The 17,249-nt window shown below is 37.8% G+C and carries 16 protein-coding genes and 2 pseudogenes; 2 read left to right on the forward strand and 16 right to left on the reverse strand.

Annotation, left to right across the window (positions count from 1 at the left end; all coding sequences use genetic code 11):
* Nucleotides 1-16: 16 nt before the first annotated feature.
* The gene (locus AZE41_RS18970; protein ID WP_067212852.1) at nucleotides 17-499 is read left to right on the forward strand and encodes a sigma-70 family RNA polymerase sigma factor; all 483 of its coding nucleotides are present in this window, start codon (nucleotides 17-19) and stop codon (nucleotides 497-499) included.
* A gap of 412 nt (nucleotides 500-911) precedes the next feature.
* Here AZE41_RS18970 and AZE41_RS18975 read toward each other — a convergent pair whose 3' ends face one another.
* The 3 genes from AZE41_RS18975 to AZE41_RS18985 form a co-directional block, all read right to left on the reverse strand.
* On the reverse strand, nucleotides 912-1,568 hold the full coding sequence (locus AZE41_RS18975; protein WP_067212855.1) for a Type 1 glutamine amidotransferase-like domain-containing protein: 657 nt from the start codon (nucleotides 1,566-1,568) through the stop codon (nucleotides 912-914).
* 66 nt (nucleotides 1,569-1,634) lie between these two features.
* The gene (locus AZE41_RS18980; RefSeq protein WP_067212858.1) at nucleotides 1,635-2,144 is read right to left on the reverse strand and encodes a MepB family protein; all 510 of its coding nucleotides are present in this window, start codon (nucleotides 2,142-2,144) and stop codon (nucleotides 1,635-1,637) included.
* A gap of 336 nt (nucleotides 2,145-2,480) precedes the next feature.
* Nucleotides 2,481-3,563 carry an NAD/NADP-dependent octopine/nopaline dehydrogenase family protein gene (locus AZE41_RS18985; protein ID WP_067212861.1) on the reverse strand — a complete coding sequence of 361 codons (1,083 nt, stop codon included), beginning with the start codon at nucleotides 3,561-3,563 and terminating at the stop codon, nucleotides 2,481-2,483.
* A 266-nt stretch (nucleotides 3,564-3,829) separates the two neighbouring features.
* On the opposite strand from AZE41_RS18985, the gene AZE41_RS18990 reads away from it, so the two are divergent.
* Nucleotides 3,830-4,387, forward strand: coding sequence for a transposase (locus AZE41_RS18990; protein ID WP_067212864.1), 558 nt, complete (start codon nucleotides 3,830-3,832; stop codon nucleotides 4,385-4,387).
* A 187-nt stretch (nucleotides 4,388-4,574) separates the two neighbouring features.
* Here AZE41_RS18990 and AZE41_RS18995 read toward each other — a convergent pair whose 3' ends face one another.
* From AZE41_RS18995 to AZE41_RS19050, 13 genes and pseudogenes are all read right to left on the reverse strand, one after another.
* Nucleotides 4,575-4,829 carry a GlsB/YeaQ/YmgE family stress response membrane protein gene (locus tag AZE41_RS18995; RefSeq protein ID WP_067212867.1) on the reverse strand — a complete coding sequence of 85 codons (255 nt, stop codon included), beginning with the start codon at nucleotides 4,827-4,829 and terminating at the stop codon, nucleotides 4,575-4,577.
* A 213-nt stretch (nucleotides 4,830-5,042) separates the two neighbouring features.
* The gene (locus AZE41_RS19000; RefSeq protein ID WP_067212869.1) at nucleotides 5,043-5,498 is read right to left on the reverse strand and encodes a DUF4274 domain-containing protein; all 456 of its coding nucleotides are present in this window, start codon (nucleotides 5,496-5,498) and stop codon (nucleotides 5,043-5,045) included.
* A gap of 113 nt (nucleotides 5,499-5,611) precedes the next feature.
* Nucleotides 5,612-6,232: an AHH domain-containing protein gene (locus AZE41_RS23405; protein WP_231885724.1), complete on the reverse strand. Its 621-nt coding sequence runs from the start codon at nucleotides 6,230-6,232 to the stop codon at nucleotides 5,612-5,614.
* A pseudogene (locus AZE41_RS23580) lies at nucleotides 6,229-6,348 on the reverse strand (hypothetical protein); the annotation flags it as partial. The gene AZE41_RS23405 and the pseudogene AZE41_RS23580, both read right to left, overlap by 4 nt.
* Nucleotides 6,349-6,839: 491 nt before the next feature.
* A pseudogene (locus AZE41_RS19010) lies at nucleotides 6,840-7,319 on the reverse strand (DUF2247 family protein).
* A gap of 556 nt (nucleotides 7,320-7,875) precedes the next feature.
* A complete protein-coding gene (locus tag AZE41_RS19015; RefSeq protein ID WP_067212872.1) occupies nucleotides 7,876-8,319 on the reverse strand; it encodes an SMI1/KNR4 family protein in 444 nt (147 codons plus the stop codon).
* Nucleotides 8,316-8,573 (reverse strand): HNH/ENDO VII family nuclease, encoded by a 258-nt coding sequence (locus AZE41_RS19020; protein WP_067212875.1) that lies wholly within the window; start codon nucleotides 8,571-8,573, stop codon nucleotides 8,316-8,318. Before AZE41_RS19020 ends, AZE41_RS19015 begins: the two co-directional genes overlap by 4 nt.
* 148 nt (nucleotides 8,574-8,721) lie before the next feature.
* Nucleotides 8,722-12,204: a right-handed parallel beta-helix repeat-containing protein gene (locus tag AZE41_RS19025; RefSeq protein ID WP_067212878.1), complete on the reverse strand. Its 3,483-nt coding sequence runs from the start codon at nucleotides 12,202-12,204 to the stop codon at nucleotides 8,722-8,724.
* A 492-nt stretch (nucleotides 12,205-12,696) separates the two neighbouring features.
* The gene (locus AZE41_RS19030) at nucleotides 12,697-13,599 is read right to left on the reverse strand and encodes a dihydrodipicolinate synthase family protein (RefSeq protein WP_067212879.1); all 903 of its coding nucleotides are present in this window, start codon (nucleotides 13,597-13,599) and stop codon (nucleotides 12,697-12,699) included.
* Between the two features lie 92 nt (nucleotides 13,600-13,691).
* Nucleotides 13,692-14,693: a 2-keto-3-deoxygluconate permease gene (locus AZE41_RS19035; protein ID WP_067212889.1), complete on the reverse strand. Its 1,002-nt coding sequence runs from the start codon at nucleotides 14,691-14,693 to the stop codon at nucleotides 13,692-13,694.
* A gap of 102 nt (nucleotides 14,694-14,795) precedes the next feature.
* Nucleotides 14,796-15,566: an IclR family transcriptional regulator gene (locus AZE41_RS19040; protein WP_231885725.1), complete on the reverse strand. Its 771-nt coding sequence runs from the start codon at nucleotides 15,564-15,566 to the stop codon at nucleotides 14,796-14,798.
* A gap of 305 nt (nucleotides 15,567-15,871) precedes the next feature.
* Nucleotides 15,872-16,360: a hypothetical protein gene (locus AZE41_RS19045; RefSeq protein ID WP_197485342.1), complete on the reverse strand. Its 489-nt coding sequence runs from the start codon at nucleotides 16,358-16,360 to the stop codon at nucleotides 15,872-15,874.
* Between the two features lie 267 nt (nucleotides 16,361-16,627).
* The gene (locus AZE41_RS19050; RefSeq protein WP_067212900.1) at nucleotides 16,628-17,248 is read right to left on the reverse strand and encodes an HAD family hydrolase; all 621 of its coding nucleotides are present in this window, start codon (nucleotides 17,246-17,248) and stop codon (nucleotides 16,628-16,630) included.
* Between the last annotated feature and the right edge of the window lies 1 nt (nucleotide 17,249).

The raw sequence follows: 17,249 nt of genomic DNA on the forward strand, positions 1-17,249 counted from the left end.
CTGGAAGGCCGCACAAATGATGACTTTTGAAGATGTTTTGGAGCAGTATGAACCGATGATTTCTGCATCTATTCGCAAATTGAATATTCACCGCAACCATGACAGTTTCAGGCAGGCAGGAAGAGTCGCTTTATGGCAAGCATGGAGCCGCTTTGACGAAGCGAAAGGGAGTTTCACGCCATTTGCTTATCGAAGCATACGGGGTGGCATGCTCGATGAATTAAAAAGGGAAAACGTATTTGAAGAGAATATCACGTTGACGGAAGACGAGTCCTTGGCGTATTTAATGGTGCCGGAAATCGCTCACCAGCATGAAGCGCTAAATAGACTTGCGGATGCACTGGACGTGTTATCCCCCGCCGAGCGGGAACTTGTGCAATGGCTATTCATCGAAGGGTATACGCTTACAGAATGTGCTGAACGAATTGGAATTACGGTTGAAGGGGTTAGGAAACGAAGATACCGATCGCTAGCGAAATTGAAACGTGCATTAACCTAGAAAAGCGGAAGGCGCCGTTTAGCTCCGACAGGCATAAGACGGGTCGGCGGAGCGGCGCTCTTTGCCGCATAGTCGAAGCGACTTATGACTCGAGGGGCTGCTGTTTCATTTGGAAAACGGCTTCCCAATTTATCCGGGATTGAAGTGTTAATGCTTCAATCCCGGATATTAAATTAGAACAGATAACTCGACTCCATACATTTTGCAGTAAAGATTTAATATCATTACAGTGCTGCTAGGGTTTGAAGAGCAACACCGAACCCATTCAAAATTTATGCGGTTGTGGCAGACAAAAAGTTCGATTACATCGCCTACACAACAAAAGCTGGTGGGAAATTGGATTGAAAATAAAAAAACCTCCAGCCATATTTCGGCCAGAGGACTCCTTTGGTCCACAGACATTGCTTTTCAACTAGAGCGTCTCATCCAATTTCTGAATCTCTGAGTGAGAAATTAAGTATACATTGCCAAAAACGTCGATTTTGTCTCCTTTTACACGTAGAGCGCAATCCTTATTAGAAGCATAAATATTTATTTCTTCCGATAGGGGAGTTAGTTCGCTTTGAACCAGCGCCATGTTATTTTCAAGATCAAAATGAGACAGGACGGAAAAATTGTCAAGACCGATTCCGTCGTAAACAGAGCTCATTTCAACTTCGTCTCCAAAGTTTTTCGAGCATAACCATTTAGCGGACATGTTGATTGCTCCAGCGCTTGCTCCCATCACAACGGCGTTGCTTTTTTTAATCGAATCCGATAATTCATATTCCGATAAAAAACGATTTTGATTAAGAATATTGCCGCCCAACAAGAAAATGACGGAAGCATTTTGAATTATCGTTTGGGCATCTTCCTTCTGTACGCGGTAATTAATTAAATGATACTCATCAAACATAATGCCAGCCTGATCGAGCCACGACCGTTCAATAGCACCATCATTTTCAAAAATAGATGGATTCGAGCTAATCATAGCAAGCGATTTTCTATCAGCTATATCTTCCTGTAACACCCTACCCAGATTCTCTGGGAAAAAATTGCTAAACCAACCTAAATAATAGTGAGTTTTCATAAGTACCCCCGTAGCAAAGTATAAATAACATTAATTTACTGCGTTACTCATTCTGATTGCAGAGAATTACAAAGAATATAGTTCTAGTATTTTCTCTATAGCTAAGTTATTCGAGTTACTCATATCAACAAAATAGGGTAACTGCCATTCTTGAGTTTTCATCGCTTGTTTACTAGTTGGACTATCCCAGCTCGGATAAATTCTTATTGCCATTTTCCCCTTTGTTGAACTGGACCTAAGAATGTTCTGCTTGAAAAGAATTTCTTTCGGAAAAATAAATTGCCCGAATTCATTTCCATTTTTAAAGGTAGTAATCACCAATAAATCCGGCGCTTCCGCATATGAATAGGCTTGATTTTTATTATTTTCATCTTTTTCCAAAAATGCAACAAACTGCCCTAATTTGGTAGGCGTACTATTCGCAACTCTGAATCGAACTGTTCTAGAAGATAATTCAAATGTACCCGCACCATACTTAAAATTTTGCTTTTCTTCTTGTATCGACGTTACAGTTAAGTGATTGGGCTCATAAATGATTTTACTTACATAGGCTAATGCTGTATAAAAGTTGTTCATTTCTTCACTCCTAAAACCTTTACCTAAATGGCGGTCCGTTTGTTGAATACAGTTCTTATTGAAAATCAGTTAAATTAGTACAACAAGTATATCAATAATGTATGTTTTTCACATTAATCATCTAGAAAATATGAGGCCGTAATCATTGAGCACTGAAACTATTTTTTCAGGAGTTTGTAGTAGGGCTGCTAGGACTTGAAGTGCAACACCGAACCCAGAAAATAAGTTCTATTACATCGCCAACACAACAACAGGTGGTGGGAAATTGTACAAGAAATAAAAAAACTCCAGCCATGTTTCGGCCAGAGGACTCCTTTGGTGCACAGGCATCGCTTTTCAACCTAATGAAACAGCAAGAGTACCGATTATCTTCTCCAAGTTTTCTTTACCAAGTAATTCGACAGTCCTCGCATTCTCTCTAAAATCCGTAGCAAGAGCAGCAGACGCGATGTTAATTAAACCTGTGCATGTAGGCGTTTCGACGTCTAACATCAGCCCCAATGATTCCAGCAATACGAGACCTTCGGGAACGTCTTCTGTTATAAATCTTGAATCCGCTACAAATGGACCTTCTGGTGAACTGTTTTTAGCATATGTTAAAAATGCTTCTTTCGCATCAATTGTTTGGTTTTCAAAGTTACGGAATTTGCAGGCTTCCACGTAAGACAATCGTTCCAATCCTACTTTCTCCAGCACATCCATTTTTTCTTTATCGAGGCTTTCTACCATATTCCAGACGTGGGGTGTGAACACTTCTTTGTACATCCAATAGTCGCCTTCAGTATATTCAATTCGAGGAATACTCATAATTCCTCCGATCGTATGGACAATTAAATTGGGGTTGTGGAGAGCAGCTTCGATGACTGATTCGAGGTAAACAAAATGATAGTGTAGCGTATTTAACTTTTCTTGAATAACTGCTTTATCTTTTTCCGTATAGATCGCAATCGGATTTCTAACATTTTTAAACAATATCTTCACTTTACCAGGTTCAATAATTCTACAGTCAATTGGTGAGCTTTGTGCTTCAACAATTGTAAAGCGCTTTTTCTTTTCATGTTTCAAGAAATAAGCTGTCGATAAATAGCCCGGCTCTAGCAACACGATTTGGTCTTCATTCATGAAAGGTAATATACGTTTAATAACTTGTTCATGGTAATTCGTTTGTACATAAATGATAATTATTTCAGCATTTTTTATTGCCGCCTCAACATCCGTCGTCACTACATCTAGATATACGGTATTTTCTTCCTTGCCATCCACAATGGTGATTTGACCTTTATTATTCGTTAGGTAATCAAAATTTTCGTTATGCAAACTCTTTGAAGTCTTTAACAAAGTGACTAGATGACCCTTACGTTTTAAATCAGCAGCGATTGTTGTTCCACCATGTCCTGCTCCTACAACTGTGATTCTCATAAAAATCCCTCCAGTAATTTGATCAATTCTATGCAACTCTTCAAATGTTTATCTTCCAGAAGTTTCCTCCTTGACTATTACTATACCACTGTTTTTATTATTTTTCATTTATTCCAAAAATAAGAAGATGTGTGAAGGTTAAAAATCGGTACCTAAAATTAATTCGTCATTGACAGAACAAACCGAATAGTGTTATACTTAACTTCCAATAAAATGCACTCTGATGCTGTCAAAGGTTATCAGAAAAAGGCGATCATTCTTCATGAATGATCGCCTTTCGCAATTTCTATTTGAAATTTGGTACCCGTTCAACAAATAACAACGAACAATTCATACGAACACGTGAAGAACCGTTACGCTACATTAAATTTTTTGATTCCGAAGGCACGTCTTTCCATCTACTCACGAAACGTCTCGATTTAACTGAAGCAGAAATCTTAGAGACATACAAGAACCGCTGGTACATCGAGCTCTTCTTCAAATGGATTAAGCAGCATTTAAAGGTTAGCCATTTGTTCAGCCATTCGCCCGCAGGCATTTGGAATCAGCAGTTTATCACGTTGATTACCTTTGCCCTTATTGAAATTTTGCGACTCATTCATCAACCTGAAAAATCAGTATGGGAATTTTTAAGGGTATTTCGTCTCTATATGTTCAATCCAATCAGCCAACTTTTAACTACCTGTAAACGTCGGTTAAAGAAAAGCAAAGGAAGGCAAAGGTTGCCTGATTCCAAACCGATAGAAATCCGTTTTGGAGAAGATTTCGCGATTGTAAGCCCGATTACTAAAGAGCATTTTTCAAGAAAAAAATCTAATGTATAAAAAAAGAAAACAATTCGTCATTTACGGACGTGTTTCCTTTTTTGGTTTTATAGAATGAGTAAAAAGCGGTCCTCCACAGATTAGATCGTGGAAGGCCGCTTTTTATTATATACACAGTCACCATTAATTGTCGCTTACACATGATTCACTTAACCGTATAGAATTAAACTGAAAGGTCTATTTACCATTACGAAACTTTACGCATTGATTTCATAATTAAGCTTACAATGAACACAAGTATAATTGCTCCAATGAAAGCAGGGATGATGTAGAAATCAGAAATTTTAGGCCCCCAACTTCCAAGAAGCATACCACCAATCCATGCACCGATAATACCTGCGATAATATTACCAATAATTCCACCTGGGATATCTTTTCCCAAAATCATACCTGCAAGCCAACCGATAATCCCGCCAATTATTAAAAACCAAATGAAACTCATACTGTCCATCTCCTATTTTGTAGTTTAATATTTCGCTATAGTCTTCTTTAACCTTTATTACATCCCTTCAAACATTAATGAGGAAAAAATCAACCTTGCTTTCTGCTAACAGTTCCTACTGCCAAGCCTGTAGTGGACCAGCGTTTACCCATGCCTATCACACAGAAAAACCTTGAAAGACACTTTGCCAATCAAGGTTTTTAAGCAACCACATTATATTTTAGGAATATCAACCATTTCGCCTGGGGATTTACTAATAAGTATATCAGGAAGGTTTGGGTTATTTTTTTTCAACTTATACTTTTGAATTTTTGTTAAACCAGGGTCAAAGAAAATATTCTGCGATTTAAATTCTAATTTTATAAGTTTGTTATAAATCTTATTCAAGAAATCTTTCCATTTCTCTAATGAAGAACTTGAAACTTCATCTGAATTATCTAACAAACTGTAGCCGTCTGCATAATGAAACATTAGTAAACCCGTCCCTAAATCACAAGCCTCATTTTCTAAAATAACTGTTGGTACATCAAATCCACTATTCCAATTATAATTTGCTACAAAAAAATGGAGTATTAGTGGGTTATCTACCTTGCTTAACTGACTGATTAAATTATTTTTATCCGTATTATATAGCAACTCTTCAAGAAAATTAATATCTTTCTTATCCATGATATTTTCCCTCCCACTATGCTTTTAGAAATCTAATTTTCCAATTGCTTTAGCTTTCTTTCCCAGAGTTCTATTGTTGCGCCTTGACTAGGATAAAGCGGTAATCCTTTCTCCTATAATTTCTTTAAATTTTGTTGTAAATCATACACTTGTTTTTGTAGACTATCAACACTTTGATCAATATCCATTCTATTTAATGCTTTTTCTACCATTTGGTTATAAACAGAATGATATCCTCTTTGTCTAGACATTGTGCTTATATCATTAATAGGTATTCTTAGAAAAATCCCATTTGGGACGTCATCAAAATTCATTCCAATTTTTTTAATAACAGGATTCTTTGCCATTTCAGAAGGAATAATATGCTGTGCTTGATAACCACTCCATTTAGTTGAACGTTTAAGTCCCATCTCTTCCATCATATTTCCCCCTAACTTAGTAGAGTCTCCTCCAGTTACGACACCAGGTTTATCAGGAATTAGTCTATTAGGATTATCTATACCCTTCCCAGCATCCTTAGCCTTTTCACCAGTTTTCAAAGCATCATGTGCTGTATCATACATCTTAGCTGGCTTAATGAACGTGAATAGAGCGGCTTCAAATCGTTCGTTTTCCGTCGCATCAGCGCTTAACATAGTACCGATATCTTCCGTAAAGAAGTCAAACGCACCAACGGCATAAGGCGCAAGGCCATCCGGAGTTCCTGGTCCATTTCCACCTACTACTTTCCTCATACCCTCAAATGTAATTTCTCCATCATAAGGTGGCAGCGTCTGTGAAACGGTTCTAAAAATAGCTTGAAACACTGAAGGAATGGCAAGTGGCAGTCCACGTAAAATGCACGAATTGCGTTTCCCCCTCTCCTTTCAACGAATCTTCCATCACAACGAGTCCTTGAACTCCTTCTTGGATGGTTTCCATTTCATTGCTTAGACGATCAAGCATCGTGATGTTCTGATGGACTATGATATCTGTATATTTATGCTTTTCACAAACAAAAAAAGCGTCACAACAATATACTGTTGTGGCGCCCTTTTCCCTCGCTATTACGCATTTTCAATTTCAACGTCAGAAAGTAAATTACCTAGAGCCAGCCAATGCTCTTTGACTAGTTTCGGTGCCACTCACACAACTCAGTCCCAATTTTTCAATTAACGGCGTCTTAAGTCGTAGTAACAACCATTAGACACGATTACTAAACTGGGAAATTAGCTAACACTTTGTTTAGTCCTTGACCACTGTTTCAGCTAAAAATGCCCATAGTTTACTTTTTCTCTTGTTCTCTTGTTCTCTTGTTCTTTTAAGTTCTTCTTTCTCTACCCATAGAATCAAGTAAAATAGCTAACTAAATCTCACACTCTCTAATTTTAAAAATTCATCTAACCTATTTACTATATTTTCTTTCGTAGTTGGGACTTCTTGAGGCATATAATTAACAAAACTCACCATATCTTCTGGGTAGTGATGATTTCCATAAAACTCTGCAATTTTATTTAATAATTCATTATCTTCTTTACATCTTTCTCTCATTACAGACAAACAAACAAATCTGAGTTTTCTATTCTCCTCTACTAATATTGTGCTTTCTTCATTTAATTAAGGGAAATAATTAGTTTTTATTTCTAACATCACTTTACCTAAATCTTCACTAGATACTCCCCATGCAAGTTCACTAACAAACCCACTTTCATCACCAATCTCCATCAACTCTACCGCATAGTCAGAAATAACGTCTTTATTAAAATAATTTTCTTGGACACCTACAAAAATAGTTTTCCAGTCATACTCTATATGTCTATTTTTTAAATCTTTTAAGTTCATGTTATTCACCTCCTACTTTTTTGGAATTTGATTTGGCTTACCCATAAAATTTGCACCTGTGTAACAAACAACAACGAACGATTCACGAAATTTCATAAAAAATCCAATGAAATTAGAAATCGCAGTAAATACCTTGTCCACGCCTTATAAATATGTAATTGTAGCGAGTTGACGGAATAGTGTCACGCACTGGTACCTGACACTAATTTGGGAAAAGTTCTGTTCTAATGTCACTTCTAAACTTAAGGACATCCCATTGGCTCAGCACGAATGTTTTGATGGTACAACCTTCATGAGTTATGAATTTCAGTAAAGCATCATCCATGTCGTCCCATGTTTAAATTTCTCACAAAAATCAAATGTTTATATAAAGTAATTCATTACTAATTCTATTTTTAAACCAACAAGCCTATTTAATTTCGTAAGTTATTGTCTTGTTACCAGTAATAATAATTCGTATGTTAAAGTTGTCATCTCGCTAAGCTTATTGCTTTCATCCGCACAGTTGATTTTGTTCATAATACTTTCTAATAGTAACATTTTTATAAGCTCTTGATTAAAAATGTATATTCAATTCTTCTCGAATCGCTTTTTCTAAATATTCTTCAAAACTTCCTGCTATTATTTCTTTTCCACCAAAATCAAAGTCAAATGTAATGATTTCTGTATTAGAAGAATTAAAACCTACTGGATTTCCTGCACCGTCTAGTCCAATAACAATAAAATTCTCATGCCCTTCAGGAAGAATATTTCTAAACTGTAGAGATTTCTCTACAAATGAAGGTGTAGCAAAAAATTCCGCCTCTCTCAATCCTAAAACAATTGCTTCACCAACTGCTCCCGAACCATACCTCAAAAGAAAAATTTTATAATCCTCTGGTAATTTTACTTTGAGTTCATCTTCAGCTTGTATTACTTCCTCAATATTAACAGGCCCTCCAAAGGCTTCAGGGCACATTTCAAACTCTTCATCAATTGCATTTAACAATTCTATTTTCATTCAATTATCCCCCTTTTAATCATTTCATTGGCATATCTTGCTTTCCAATATTTTTTACGCCATTTATTGAATTCCTGCCTCGCTTCTCCACCGCCAACTCCACCCTTATTTCCAAATGGATGCTGTCTTTTGTTTCCTAGATCATGGTATCTACTAGGCATCTCAATTATTGGTCCTTCAACTCTTTGTTCATGATGATGAAGTATAATTGTTTGTGTACCTGTGCAACAAAATACAACAAACAATTCAACCAATAGTATAAAAACCCAATAAAGATTAGATAGTTAGGTACCTATCTAATCTCCTTTTCGTAAATATGTAATTGTAGTGAATTGTCAAAATAGCTTCTTGCACAGGCACCTGAAATTTTTGCAGTACCTGTGTATTAAAACAACAAATCACTCAACTCTCCAACAAAACTAAATCATCCTTCGTAATTTCTTTTTCGAGCGCAAGCCTATTTTGTTTATTGGTCGCTACAGCCATTCGATAATCGACTTTACGCGTCATTTCTTTCGCTATTTTTTTAGCAAGACCGGCATTTCCGAAATGACTATCTCTACGCGCATAAATCTCTTCATAGTGACGAACTAATGCACGCTTTGCTTCATCTGTAATGCCGTACCCTTTACGATAGAGGTCGGTAATCTCCATTAATTCCTTTGGTGTATAATCTTCAAAATGGAGCGTTAGTCCGAAACGTCGACGGAGTCCGGGGTTGCTGTCTAAGAAATGATTCATTTCTTTTTCGTACCCAGCGGCAATTAAGAGGAACTCGCCTTGTCGATCGGACATTTTTTTCAGCAACACGTCCACTGCTTTTTTCCCGAAGTCATTCTCTCCACCACTCGCAAGTGTGTACGCTTCATCAATAAACAACGCACTACCCATCGCTCGTTCAATCAGCCCGGCTGTCAGCTTCTCCGTTTCACCAATATGACTACCGACTAAATCGCTGCGATCTACTTCAATCAGATCGCCTCGTTCTAATAATCCAAGCGCTTGATAAATACCAGCGAGCACACGACCGACCTCGGTTTTACCTGTCCCAGGTTTACCAATCAACAGCGTGTGGTTCATCAATTTCTCCGTCGAATGATTTTCTCGTTTGTAGTATCTCATTAATTCAATCATTTTATCTATTTCAGCCTTCACAGAACCAAGGCCGATAAACTGATGGAGTTCTGCACGTTTATGGGCGAGTAGTACTTCATCGATTGGAACTTCGTACGTCTTCACTCCACGCTCTTGTACCGCTTGGACAACGTCTTGTTCTTCAAACGTCGTCAATACCTTTTCCGTCCACTCTTCACGCGGAAGTTTCGCAATTCTCATCGACTGAGCAAGCCCGATTTGATCGTATAGTATACGTGCCATTCGAGCGTTACTAAATGTTTCATCGCGCATACGATAACGTTCCACGAACTCCTCATAAACGGCTTGTTTGGCAGTAGGAGTAAGCACATAGCTTCCTTCACACTGGCTTAAGAAGATTTGAAGCAACTCATCTGGTGTATAGTCTTGAAAGTGAATCTTTTCAGTAAAACGATCTTTCAATCCTGGATTAGACGCTAGGAAACGGCTCATTTCTTCGGTATAGCCTGCCACGATGACAATGAATTCACCGCGAGAATTTTCCATTGCAGGCAGCAACGTTTCAATTATTTTTTTTCCGAAATCCTTACTAGAATTGCCCCCTGCTGCAAGCGTATACGCTTCGTCTATAAAGAGGACGCCACCCATAGCTTCCTTAATAATTACTTTCGTTCGTTCTTCTGATTCACCAACATGCGTTCCAACGAGATCTTCCCGCTTCACTTCAGTTACGTGGCCTGTCTTTAATAAACCTAGTTCCTTAAAAATCTTTCCTATAAGCCGAGCGACTGTCGTTTTACCAGTACCCGGATTACCTTGAAAGACCATATGAGGCGCTACCATCGGATTAGCTTTCATGCCACGCTCTAATTTGAATTGATTAATATCGCTTACGTTTTTAAACTCCTGGATTTTGTTTTTCACATCTTCCAGTCCAATAAATCCGTTCAAACCATTCATGAAAACATCCACCTGATCAGTAGGTGATGAATCTACAGTAGAGGAATGTCCAGCACTGCCACCTAATCTACTAGTGATTGGTGGAACCTGCAAGTCCGTATCGGTGAGCACAGGAACACTGTCATCAAAGCGGACTAAATCTCCTGCTTGGTTGTTCTCAAAAGAACAGTCGTTAAGAACCGGAACCGAACGCTCGAGTCTCAGTCCAGCCTTCTTTCCATTCATCACTTGCACCCCAGTGAATACAGCATCCGAACAATCTTGCAAGATGATTTGATCATCCCGATGACCATGTACTCTAGTTACCGTCACTTCAGTACGCTCCACCTGACTCAAGACGATTCCTGACGATTTACCGTCATAGATTTCACACTCCGTTATAAAGACTTCTGCAGATTCCGTTGCTCTTATTTGTGGCCTTTTATGATTGAACAAAATGGACCGTTCTACTGAAATAACTACTTCAGGACCTGCAAGTATGCCGTTCTTATCGCCACTCGATATTTTACAATCGGTAATTTCTGCTTTAGCCGCAGCACTGAGTAAAACGTTGGATCCCTTATGACCAAAGATGATGCAATTGGCCGCCGTCAACTTGGATTCTTTCACAACTATCCCTGCACTATCCCCACTCTTTACTTCGGTCGCTGACAGAATTACTTCCGATTGTTCAGAAGCAAAAATCTGTACACCACTATGATGGCTAATAAGAGAATCCGAAATAGTCACTTGACTACTTGTCACGTAAACTCCTTTATTGGTTCCACTCTCAATTTCACAACCCAGAATCGTGAACCCGCTTTGAGTAAACGCAGAGAGTTGCGTCATCTGATTGTACTTCACTTCAGATTCGATGAGTGTACACGTCGAATTTTCGGAGACAATTCCTCTAGACGCACCCGAAAGGATCTGGGTTTTTGTAATCGCGAGTTTGCTTTGTTCGTTACAGGAAATTTGGTCTCCTTTTTGGTATTTAAACTGCGAGTCGGATAGCTCAACTGATGAACCACTGACGTTCATTCCTTCAGCCTCACCATTTTCAAACGTACTTGCCTCGACTTCGATATGGGATCCATTCGTAAATGCTACATGCTCTAAACTTTGGTTTTTAAAGACACAATTTTTCAGGACACCCTTAGATTGATCACAATAGATTCCTTGGACATGTCCAAAATAAAAATTTGTACTTTCTACGTCCATAGAACTGTCTTGTTCCAAACGAAGTTGAACCCCGCGATTTCCGATGAATGAACTTCTGGTGATTGTTGCTCGACTCGTTTCATACAAGCAAAGGCCTTCTTCTTGCCCACTTAAAATTCCGGAATTCGTGACCGCTACTTCTCCTCCCGCGCGCACATTAATTTGCGCAGACTTGATCGTGTCTTCTACTATGCATTCGAACAAAGCCAAACGCCCTACTACCTCAATCCCTTGTATGTTTTTTTGAAAGATCGAATGCTCTGCCGATACTTTTGCAGCCGCATCCACTCGCATTGCAACTCCTTGAATCTCAGAGAAAAGACAGTGGTGAAGCGTTACATCTCCTGATTCGATATGTAAACCATAATCCACTGGACCAGTGCCCCCACCAATACTGATCGATTCGATACGCACTTCTTCCGTTGTCGCGATACGAACACTTCCTGATAGACGAACTGAGCTCGCTTCACCTTCTGAACCTCGAAGAACGAGCAGCTTATCGATTGTTACCTGTTCATCATAAACACCTTCATCAACTTCCACTGTATCTCCTGGTAGAGCTGCCTCTACTGCAACCTGAATGGTTTTGTAGTTGGATCCTTCACGCTGAGACACTTGAATAATCGCCACATATCTTCCCACTTTCTATTAGTTAATTCAATTGATTTCTATACGTTGTATTTTTCTACACACAATTATACGCGGGAGTTCCATCATCCGTTAAGTATACTAGTAAGCCTAGGAACAGAGTAAAGAACTGCTTGTGAACAAGAGTAGATAGCAAAGTTTTAAGGTACCCTTTAAAGTCGGTATTTGCGCAAGAAACGGCAACAAATAATGCACACAATTTAATGAAAATGAAAAAAGATTAGATATTATAGTAAATACCTAATCGAAGACTTATAAATATGTAATTGTAGTTAATTGTCAAAACAGCATCTTGCACAGTGTACCTGAAATTACGTGGTGCATAGGCATAGCTTTTAAAAAATCGAGCAGTCGTTTGAACGCAAATAAGGGCTGTTCCATAGTTGAAGTGCCCAGCACTTTTCTATTGGGACAGCCCTCTGATAATTTAATCAATCAGATAGAGGTATCAAATTACTCAGTTATCCAATTATTTTATACAGGAAGCAATTCATTTGCCTCATTAATAATGTTTTCAATACCCTCAAATTGTTCTTCCGTTAGTTGAATTGCAGGTTCTTTGGTAAAGGTTGAAATGTTTAGACCTTTTGATTTTACTGCGGCCTTAATGCCAGTAACAAACAAATCAGTAGTATCATAAAGTTTCATTAAGACAGAGATTTGGTGGGCGCATTTTTCTACTATCAAAAAATCCTTATTTTCATAGGCTTCATGTAATGTAGAAAACAGCTTCGGTTCGATATTCGTTAATCCACATAATACACCATCGCCACCTGAAATTCTGTTCACAACATAATATTCATCAAATCCAGATAGAACGGTAAATTCTGGTCTTTCAGCTTTGACCTTTTGAATAATCTTTCTCGTGTGGCTAATATTATCAACAGTGTCCTTGATGGAAACAATGTTCTTGTATTTCAAGGCTAATCGATAGACTAAATCAGGACTTAAATCATTTCCAGATCTGTCCGGGAAATTATATAACATGATTGGCAATTGTACTGTTTCAGCGACTGTTCCAAAGAATTTTTCAGCTGTAATTTCTGTTGGACCAAAATAGTATGGTGAAATGATCACAAGTCCATCAACACCCGCATGTTCACAGTATTTCCCTAATTCTAATACTTCATCCATGTTCGTTCCGCCAACGCCAATTAATACAGGAACCCTCTTATTTACTTTTTCTACTACAAAATCTACGAATTGTTTCTTTTCTTTTAAATTGAAAGCAAAGAATTCTCCAATACTACCAAAGAACAAGATCCCGTTAATTCCATTGTCGATTAAGTTATTAATGTGTAATTCCATATTCGGAAAATCAAATTTACCATTTTTATCTAATATTGTAATACTTGGAGTATATATACCTTTAAACATAATACTTCATCCTTTCCATATTTAAATGTGTTATGATTATGTTGTATGCTTTGTTGAAAGTATGGTACGCGTGCATTCCCAGTGCTTGCGTATTATACTTTTATTTCCTTTTGAACCTTAGGCTTGATTCTTTTTCTTGTAAACCCCATTTTGGGTGCATTTTTCGCATATAAGCCTGTAATAATTGGGACAACTATGGATGTCACGATTAAGGCAGTAGCGACTAAAGCTGTTGCTGCGGGTGCGACCGCTGCAAATTCTGGAACCATCTCAGCAACCAACATAGGTGTAGCAACTGCGGCTCCTGCAGTACTGGAAGCAGCAATCCCCGCTGTACCATTTCCTTTCCCAATAAAGATATCTGACAAAATAAGTGGAATCCCTGTAATGACGATAACAGCCAAACCAAACACTATTCCGAGAAGCCCAGTTTCAAGAATAACACTTAATTTGATACCACTTCCCAATGAAAAAGCAAAGAATGGAATTAACACAGGAATTGCATTACTTAAGAATCCTCGAATATCTTCATCTAAATTCCCTAATACATAACCAATAATAAATGGTAAGACGATCCCAACCAAGAGCAATGGATTAAAGGTAGCAATACCAGCCGTTCCTAAAATGATCATCGTCATTAACGGACCCGATTCGAGATTCATCAAGACAAATGCGCCGGCTTCTTCTTTTGTTCCATACTGTCCCATCAAGGATGCATATAACCCAGTATTGGTCATGTCCATTGCAGCGACTATTGCTAAAGTGGACAGTCCAGCAAAGAACCCTGTTTCTATCATCCCTGTTCCCAAGAATTTTGAAAAAATATACCCAATAATAAAGGCAGTCCCTACTTTGGTCACTAGCAATGCTCCAGATTTCCTAAGAACGACACCAGTTGACTTTAACGAAATCGAGGCACCTAAACAAACAAACCATACGGCTAAAATTGGGATGGTTCCTGCTGCTAACCCATGCGTAAATGAACCTAACTTTTCTGCTCCCTCAGGAATTAGAGTATTGATAAGTGCACCTAAAAAGAGCGGGACAACCATCAACCCTCCCGGGATTCTTTGTACTGTTTTCATTATTTTCATCGTATTCCCCCCTCGTATATTATGTTTTTATAAAAGGTAACCCATTTTTGGAGAAATTGAAAATGGATTACCAAATTATCCAAAAATTCATATCTAAATTTTTTAAACAGAGAGAGTGTACCCTGCTTTTAGAGAAACCTGCTTTGCTAAGTCAATAATTTCTAGTTCCGCTTGCTCTCTTTTCTCTTCGTACCTACTTGCCAACATTGTTACACTTACGGCAGCTATAATCTCATCTTCATGATTTTTGATAGGGGCAGCTACACAAACAAATCCTTCTACTGCTTCTTCATACTCCCATATGAATCCGCTTTCATTTACTTTCTCAATTTGCTTTCCTAGCTCTTCTAATGTTGTTACTGTCTTAGACGTCCTAGGTTCCAATATCACGCCAGAATATAATTCCTCAAGCTGCTTAAAATCATATTTAGACAAATGAACCTTTCCCATTGCTGTTGAATGAGCTGATAATCTCATTCCTGGATCAGTAGCAAGTCTAACAGGGGATGACCCTTCTTTTTTCGATAAATATATAATATCTGTCCCTTCTAAAATAGAAAGTTGAACCGTCTCACCTAGTTTATTTACAGCGTCAACAGACTTTATAGAAAAAGTACTGATTAGGTCAAATTGGCTAAAATATAATGCACTTAATATGCCCATTCTCATTCCAAGTGTATATGTATCATCATTTCCCTTTTTGACCCACCCTAATGTTTCCAATGTATTTAGCGAAGAAAAAAGTGAGCTTTTATTTATATCCAATTCATTTGAAAGATCGATAAGTCTATATTCATTAGGATTTTGTGCGATAATGTTAATTATTTTATCCGCCCTTTCAATAGCTGGAACCCAATACTTTTTTTTCATCATATTAACTTCCACCTCCTTGGTTTATTATATAAAACCGTAGTTCTTCTTCATAAACCAATATTAGCATAAGCTGTTATCCTTGTAAATAGTAAAAATTCTGTTCATTTAAATATTCAAATAATTCGTCAATTTAACAAGCCACTCTTATATTAATAAATAGTAAGCCCGAATTATAAAAATTAGCGTACCTTTGCGCATGAAAAATAGCCGCCTATGACGATTTTTCAAATCGAATAGGCGGCTGATTTTATGGTTTGCTACATGTTGCTTGGATGATGCCTAAATGAACGCCCATTTCCATTACATTATTGGGCTATGTCCACTAACGTTGTATAACAGCTACCAAAAATTAAAACCGATTCATAACACCTTGTGACAACGCACTCAACGACAACTCTGCCTCTTCCGCCGAGTCCTTCCTTACCCCAAAAGTAAAACTTACACTTCGGCTCAGTCCCAGACGGCCTAACACAAACCCAAGAACCATCTTCAAATAAAAATTTAACTACATTCGCTTCTGGCAATGACAATTTCTCAACCGTTCCATCCTTGAAGCGTCTTGTCCCCGCTTGGTAATCCTCGATAGCACTGACAACAACACCGGCAATGGATAATGGCGGATCATTACGAAAATATTTCATAATTCCCACAATATTCTCTTGTCCATTTTCCCCCGAAAACGTCAGCGTCTCTAACGATTCCCAGTAATGACCCACCTCATCATACAGATCCATCAGCCCATCGTACAACGATTTACCAATCGACTTAGTGTCAGGTACCTGTGTAAGAAACAACAACAAACAATTCATGAAATTGCATAAAAAATTCAAACAGAATTAGATATCGCAGTAAATACCTAGTTCACGCTTTATTAATATGTAATTGTAGCGAGTAAACAGAATAGTGTCATTCACAGGTACCTGAAATTATAAACTCTTGATACTCAGCAATAACAAATGCTTCGACTTTCCACTTTGAGATTTCAATAATTTGTTCCTAGAACCAACTTACAAAAGAAAGGATTCAATTCATATTTGAACGTGCTCATACGAACTCATAACCTACATAAAAAGGTTTATTAACTCTTCGAAATTATCGATCTTGTAATTGAAAACTTCTACTTGTCCAAATCCGTATGCAGCATAAACAAATGGTACTTTGGCATATTCTGTGGCATCTTTGTCGCTTTGTGTGTCTCCTACATACACAGGAGATTTAAGCTGATTGCGTTCGATGACAAGTTGAATATTTTCACCTTTACTGAGACCTGTTCTACCGGGATTTTCAAAGTCTTGGAAATATTGCTTAAGTCCATGATACTCATAAAATGCTTCGATATAGCCTTCTTGACAATTACTAACAATAAATAATTTATATCGTTCCGAAAGCTTCTGTAGGACTTCCTCTAGACCAGGAAATAATTGTCCACCCTCGTCCAATAAATACAATCGTTCATTATGACAACAATCAAGAATTAATTCCATTTGTTTGGTTTCATCCAAATAACCAAAGACAATTTTAGCAATGTCTTTGATTTGTAGTCCCATTGTTGCTTTTAAATCTTCTTCGGTGATTTCTCCTATACCATCTGGAGAACTTTTCACGACCTCAGACCATGACTTGGCAACAGTTTTACGGGAATCCCATAATGTCCCATCCAAATCAAAAATGATACTATCCATA

Origin of the sequence: Sporosarcina psychrophila, assembly GCF_001590685.1 — a bacterium.
GTDB classification, from domain to species: domain Bacteria; phylum Bacillota; class Bacilli; order Bacillales_A; family Planococcaceae; genus Sporosarcina; species Sporosarcina psychrophila.

Excerpts from the sequence above, each read along its gene's own strand:
- AZE41_RS19035 (WP_067212889.1), bottom strand. The coding sequence starts at position 14,693 with ATGAAAATAATGAAAACAGTACAAAGAATCCCGGGAGGGTTGATGGTT.
- AZE41_RS19000 (WP_067212869.1), bottom strand. The coding sequence starts at position 5,498 with ATGGATAAGAAAGATATTAATTTTCTTGAAGAGTTGCTATATAATACG.
- AZE41_RS18975 (WP_067212855.1), bottom strand. The coding sequence starts at position 1,568 with ATGAAAACTCACTATTATTTAGGTTGGTTTAGCAATTTTTTCCCAGAG.
- AZE41_RS19050 (WP_067212900.1), bottom strand. The coding sequence starts at position 17,248 with ATGGATAGTATCATTTTTGATTTGGATGGGACATTATGGGATTCCCGT.
- AZE41_RS18990 (WP_067212864.1), top strand. The coding sequence starts at position 3,830 with ATGATCGCCTTTCGCAATTTCTATTTGAAATTTGGTACCCGTTCAACA.
- AZE41_RS19015 (WP_067212872.1), bottom strand. The coding sequence starts at position 8,319 with ATGAAAATAGAATTGTTAAATGCAATTGATGAAGAGTTTGAAATGTGC.
- AZE41_RS19030 (WP_067212879.1), bottom strand. The coding sequence starts at position 13,599 with ATGTTTAAAGGTATATATACTCCAAGTATTACAATATTAGATAAAAAT.
- AZE41_RS23405 (WP_231885724.1), bottom strand. The coding sequence starts at position 6,232 with ATGAGGAAAGTAGTAGGTGGAAATGGACCAGGAACTCCGGATGGCCTT.
- AZE41_RS19040 (WP_231885725.1), bottom strand. The coding sequence starts at position 15,566 with ATGATGAAAAAAAAGTATTGGGTTCCAGCTATTGAAAGGGCGGATAAA.
- AZE41_RS18995 (WP_067212867.1), bottom strand. The coding sequence starts at position 4,829 with ATGAGTTTCATTTGGTTTTTAATAATTGGCGGGATTATCGGTTGGCTT.
- AZE41_RS18985 (WP_067212861.1), bottom strand. The coding sequence starts at position 3,563 with ATGAGAATCACAGTTGTAGGAGCAGGACATGGTGGAACAACAATCGCT.
- AZE41_RS18980 (WP_067212858.1), bottom strand. The coding sequence starts at position 2,144 with ATGAACAACTTTTATACAGCATTAGCCTATGTAAGTAAAATCATTTAT.
- AZE41_RS18970 (WP_067212852.1), top strand. The coding sequence starts at position 17 with ATGATGACTTTTGAAGATGTTTTGGAGCAGTATGAACCGATGATTTCT.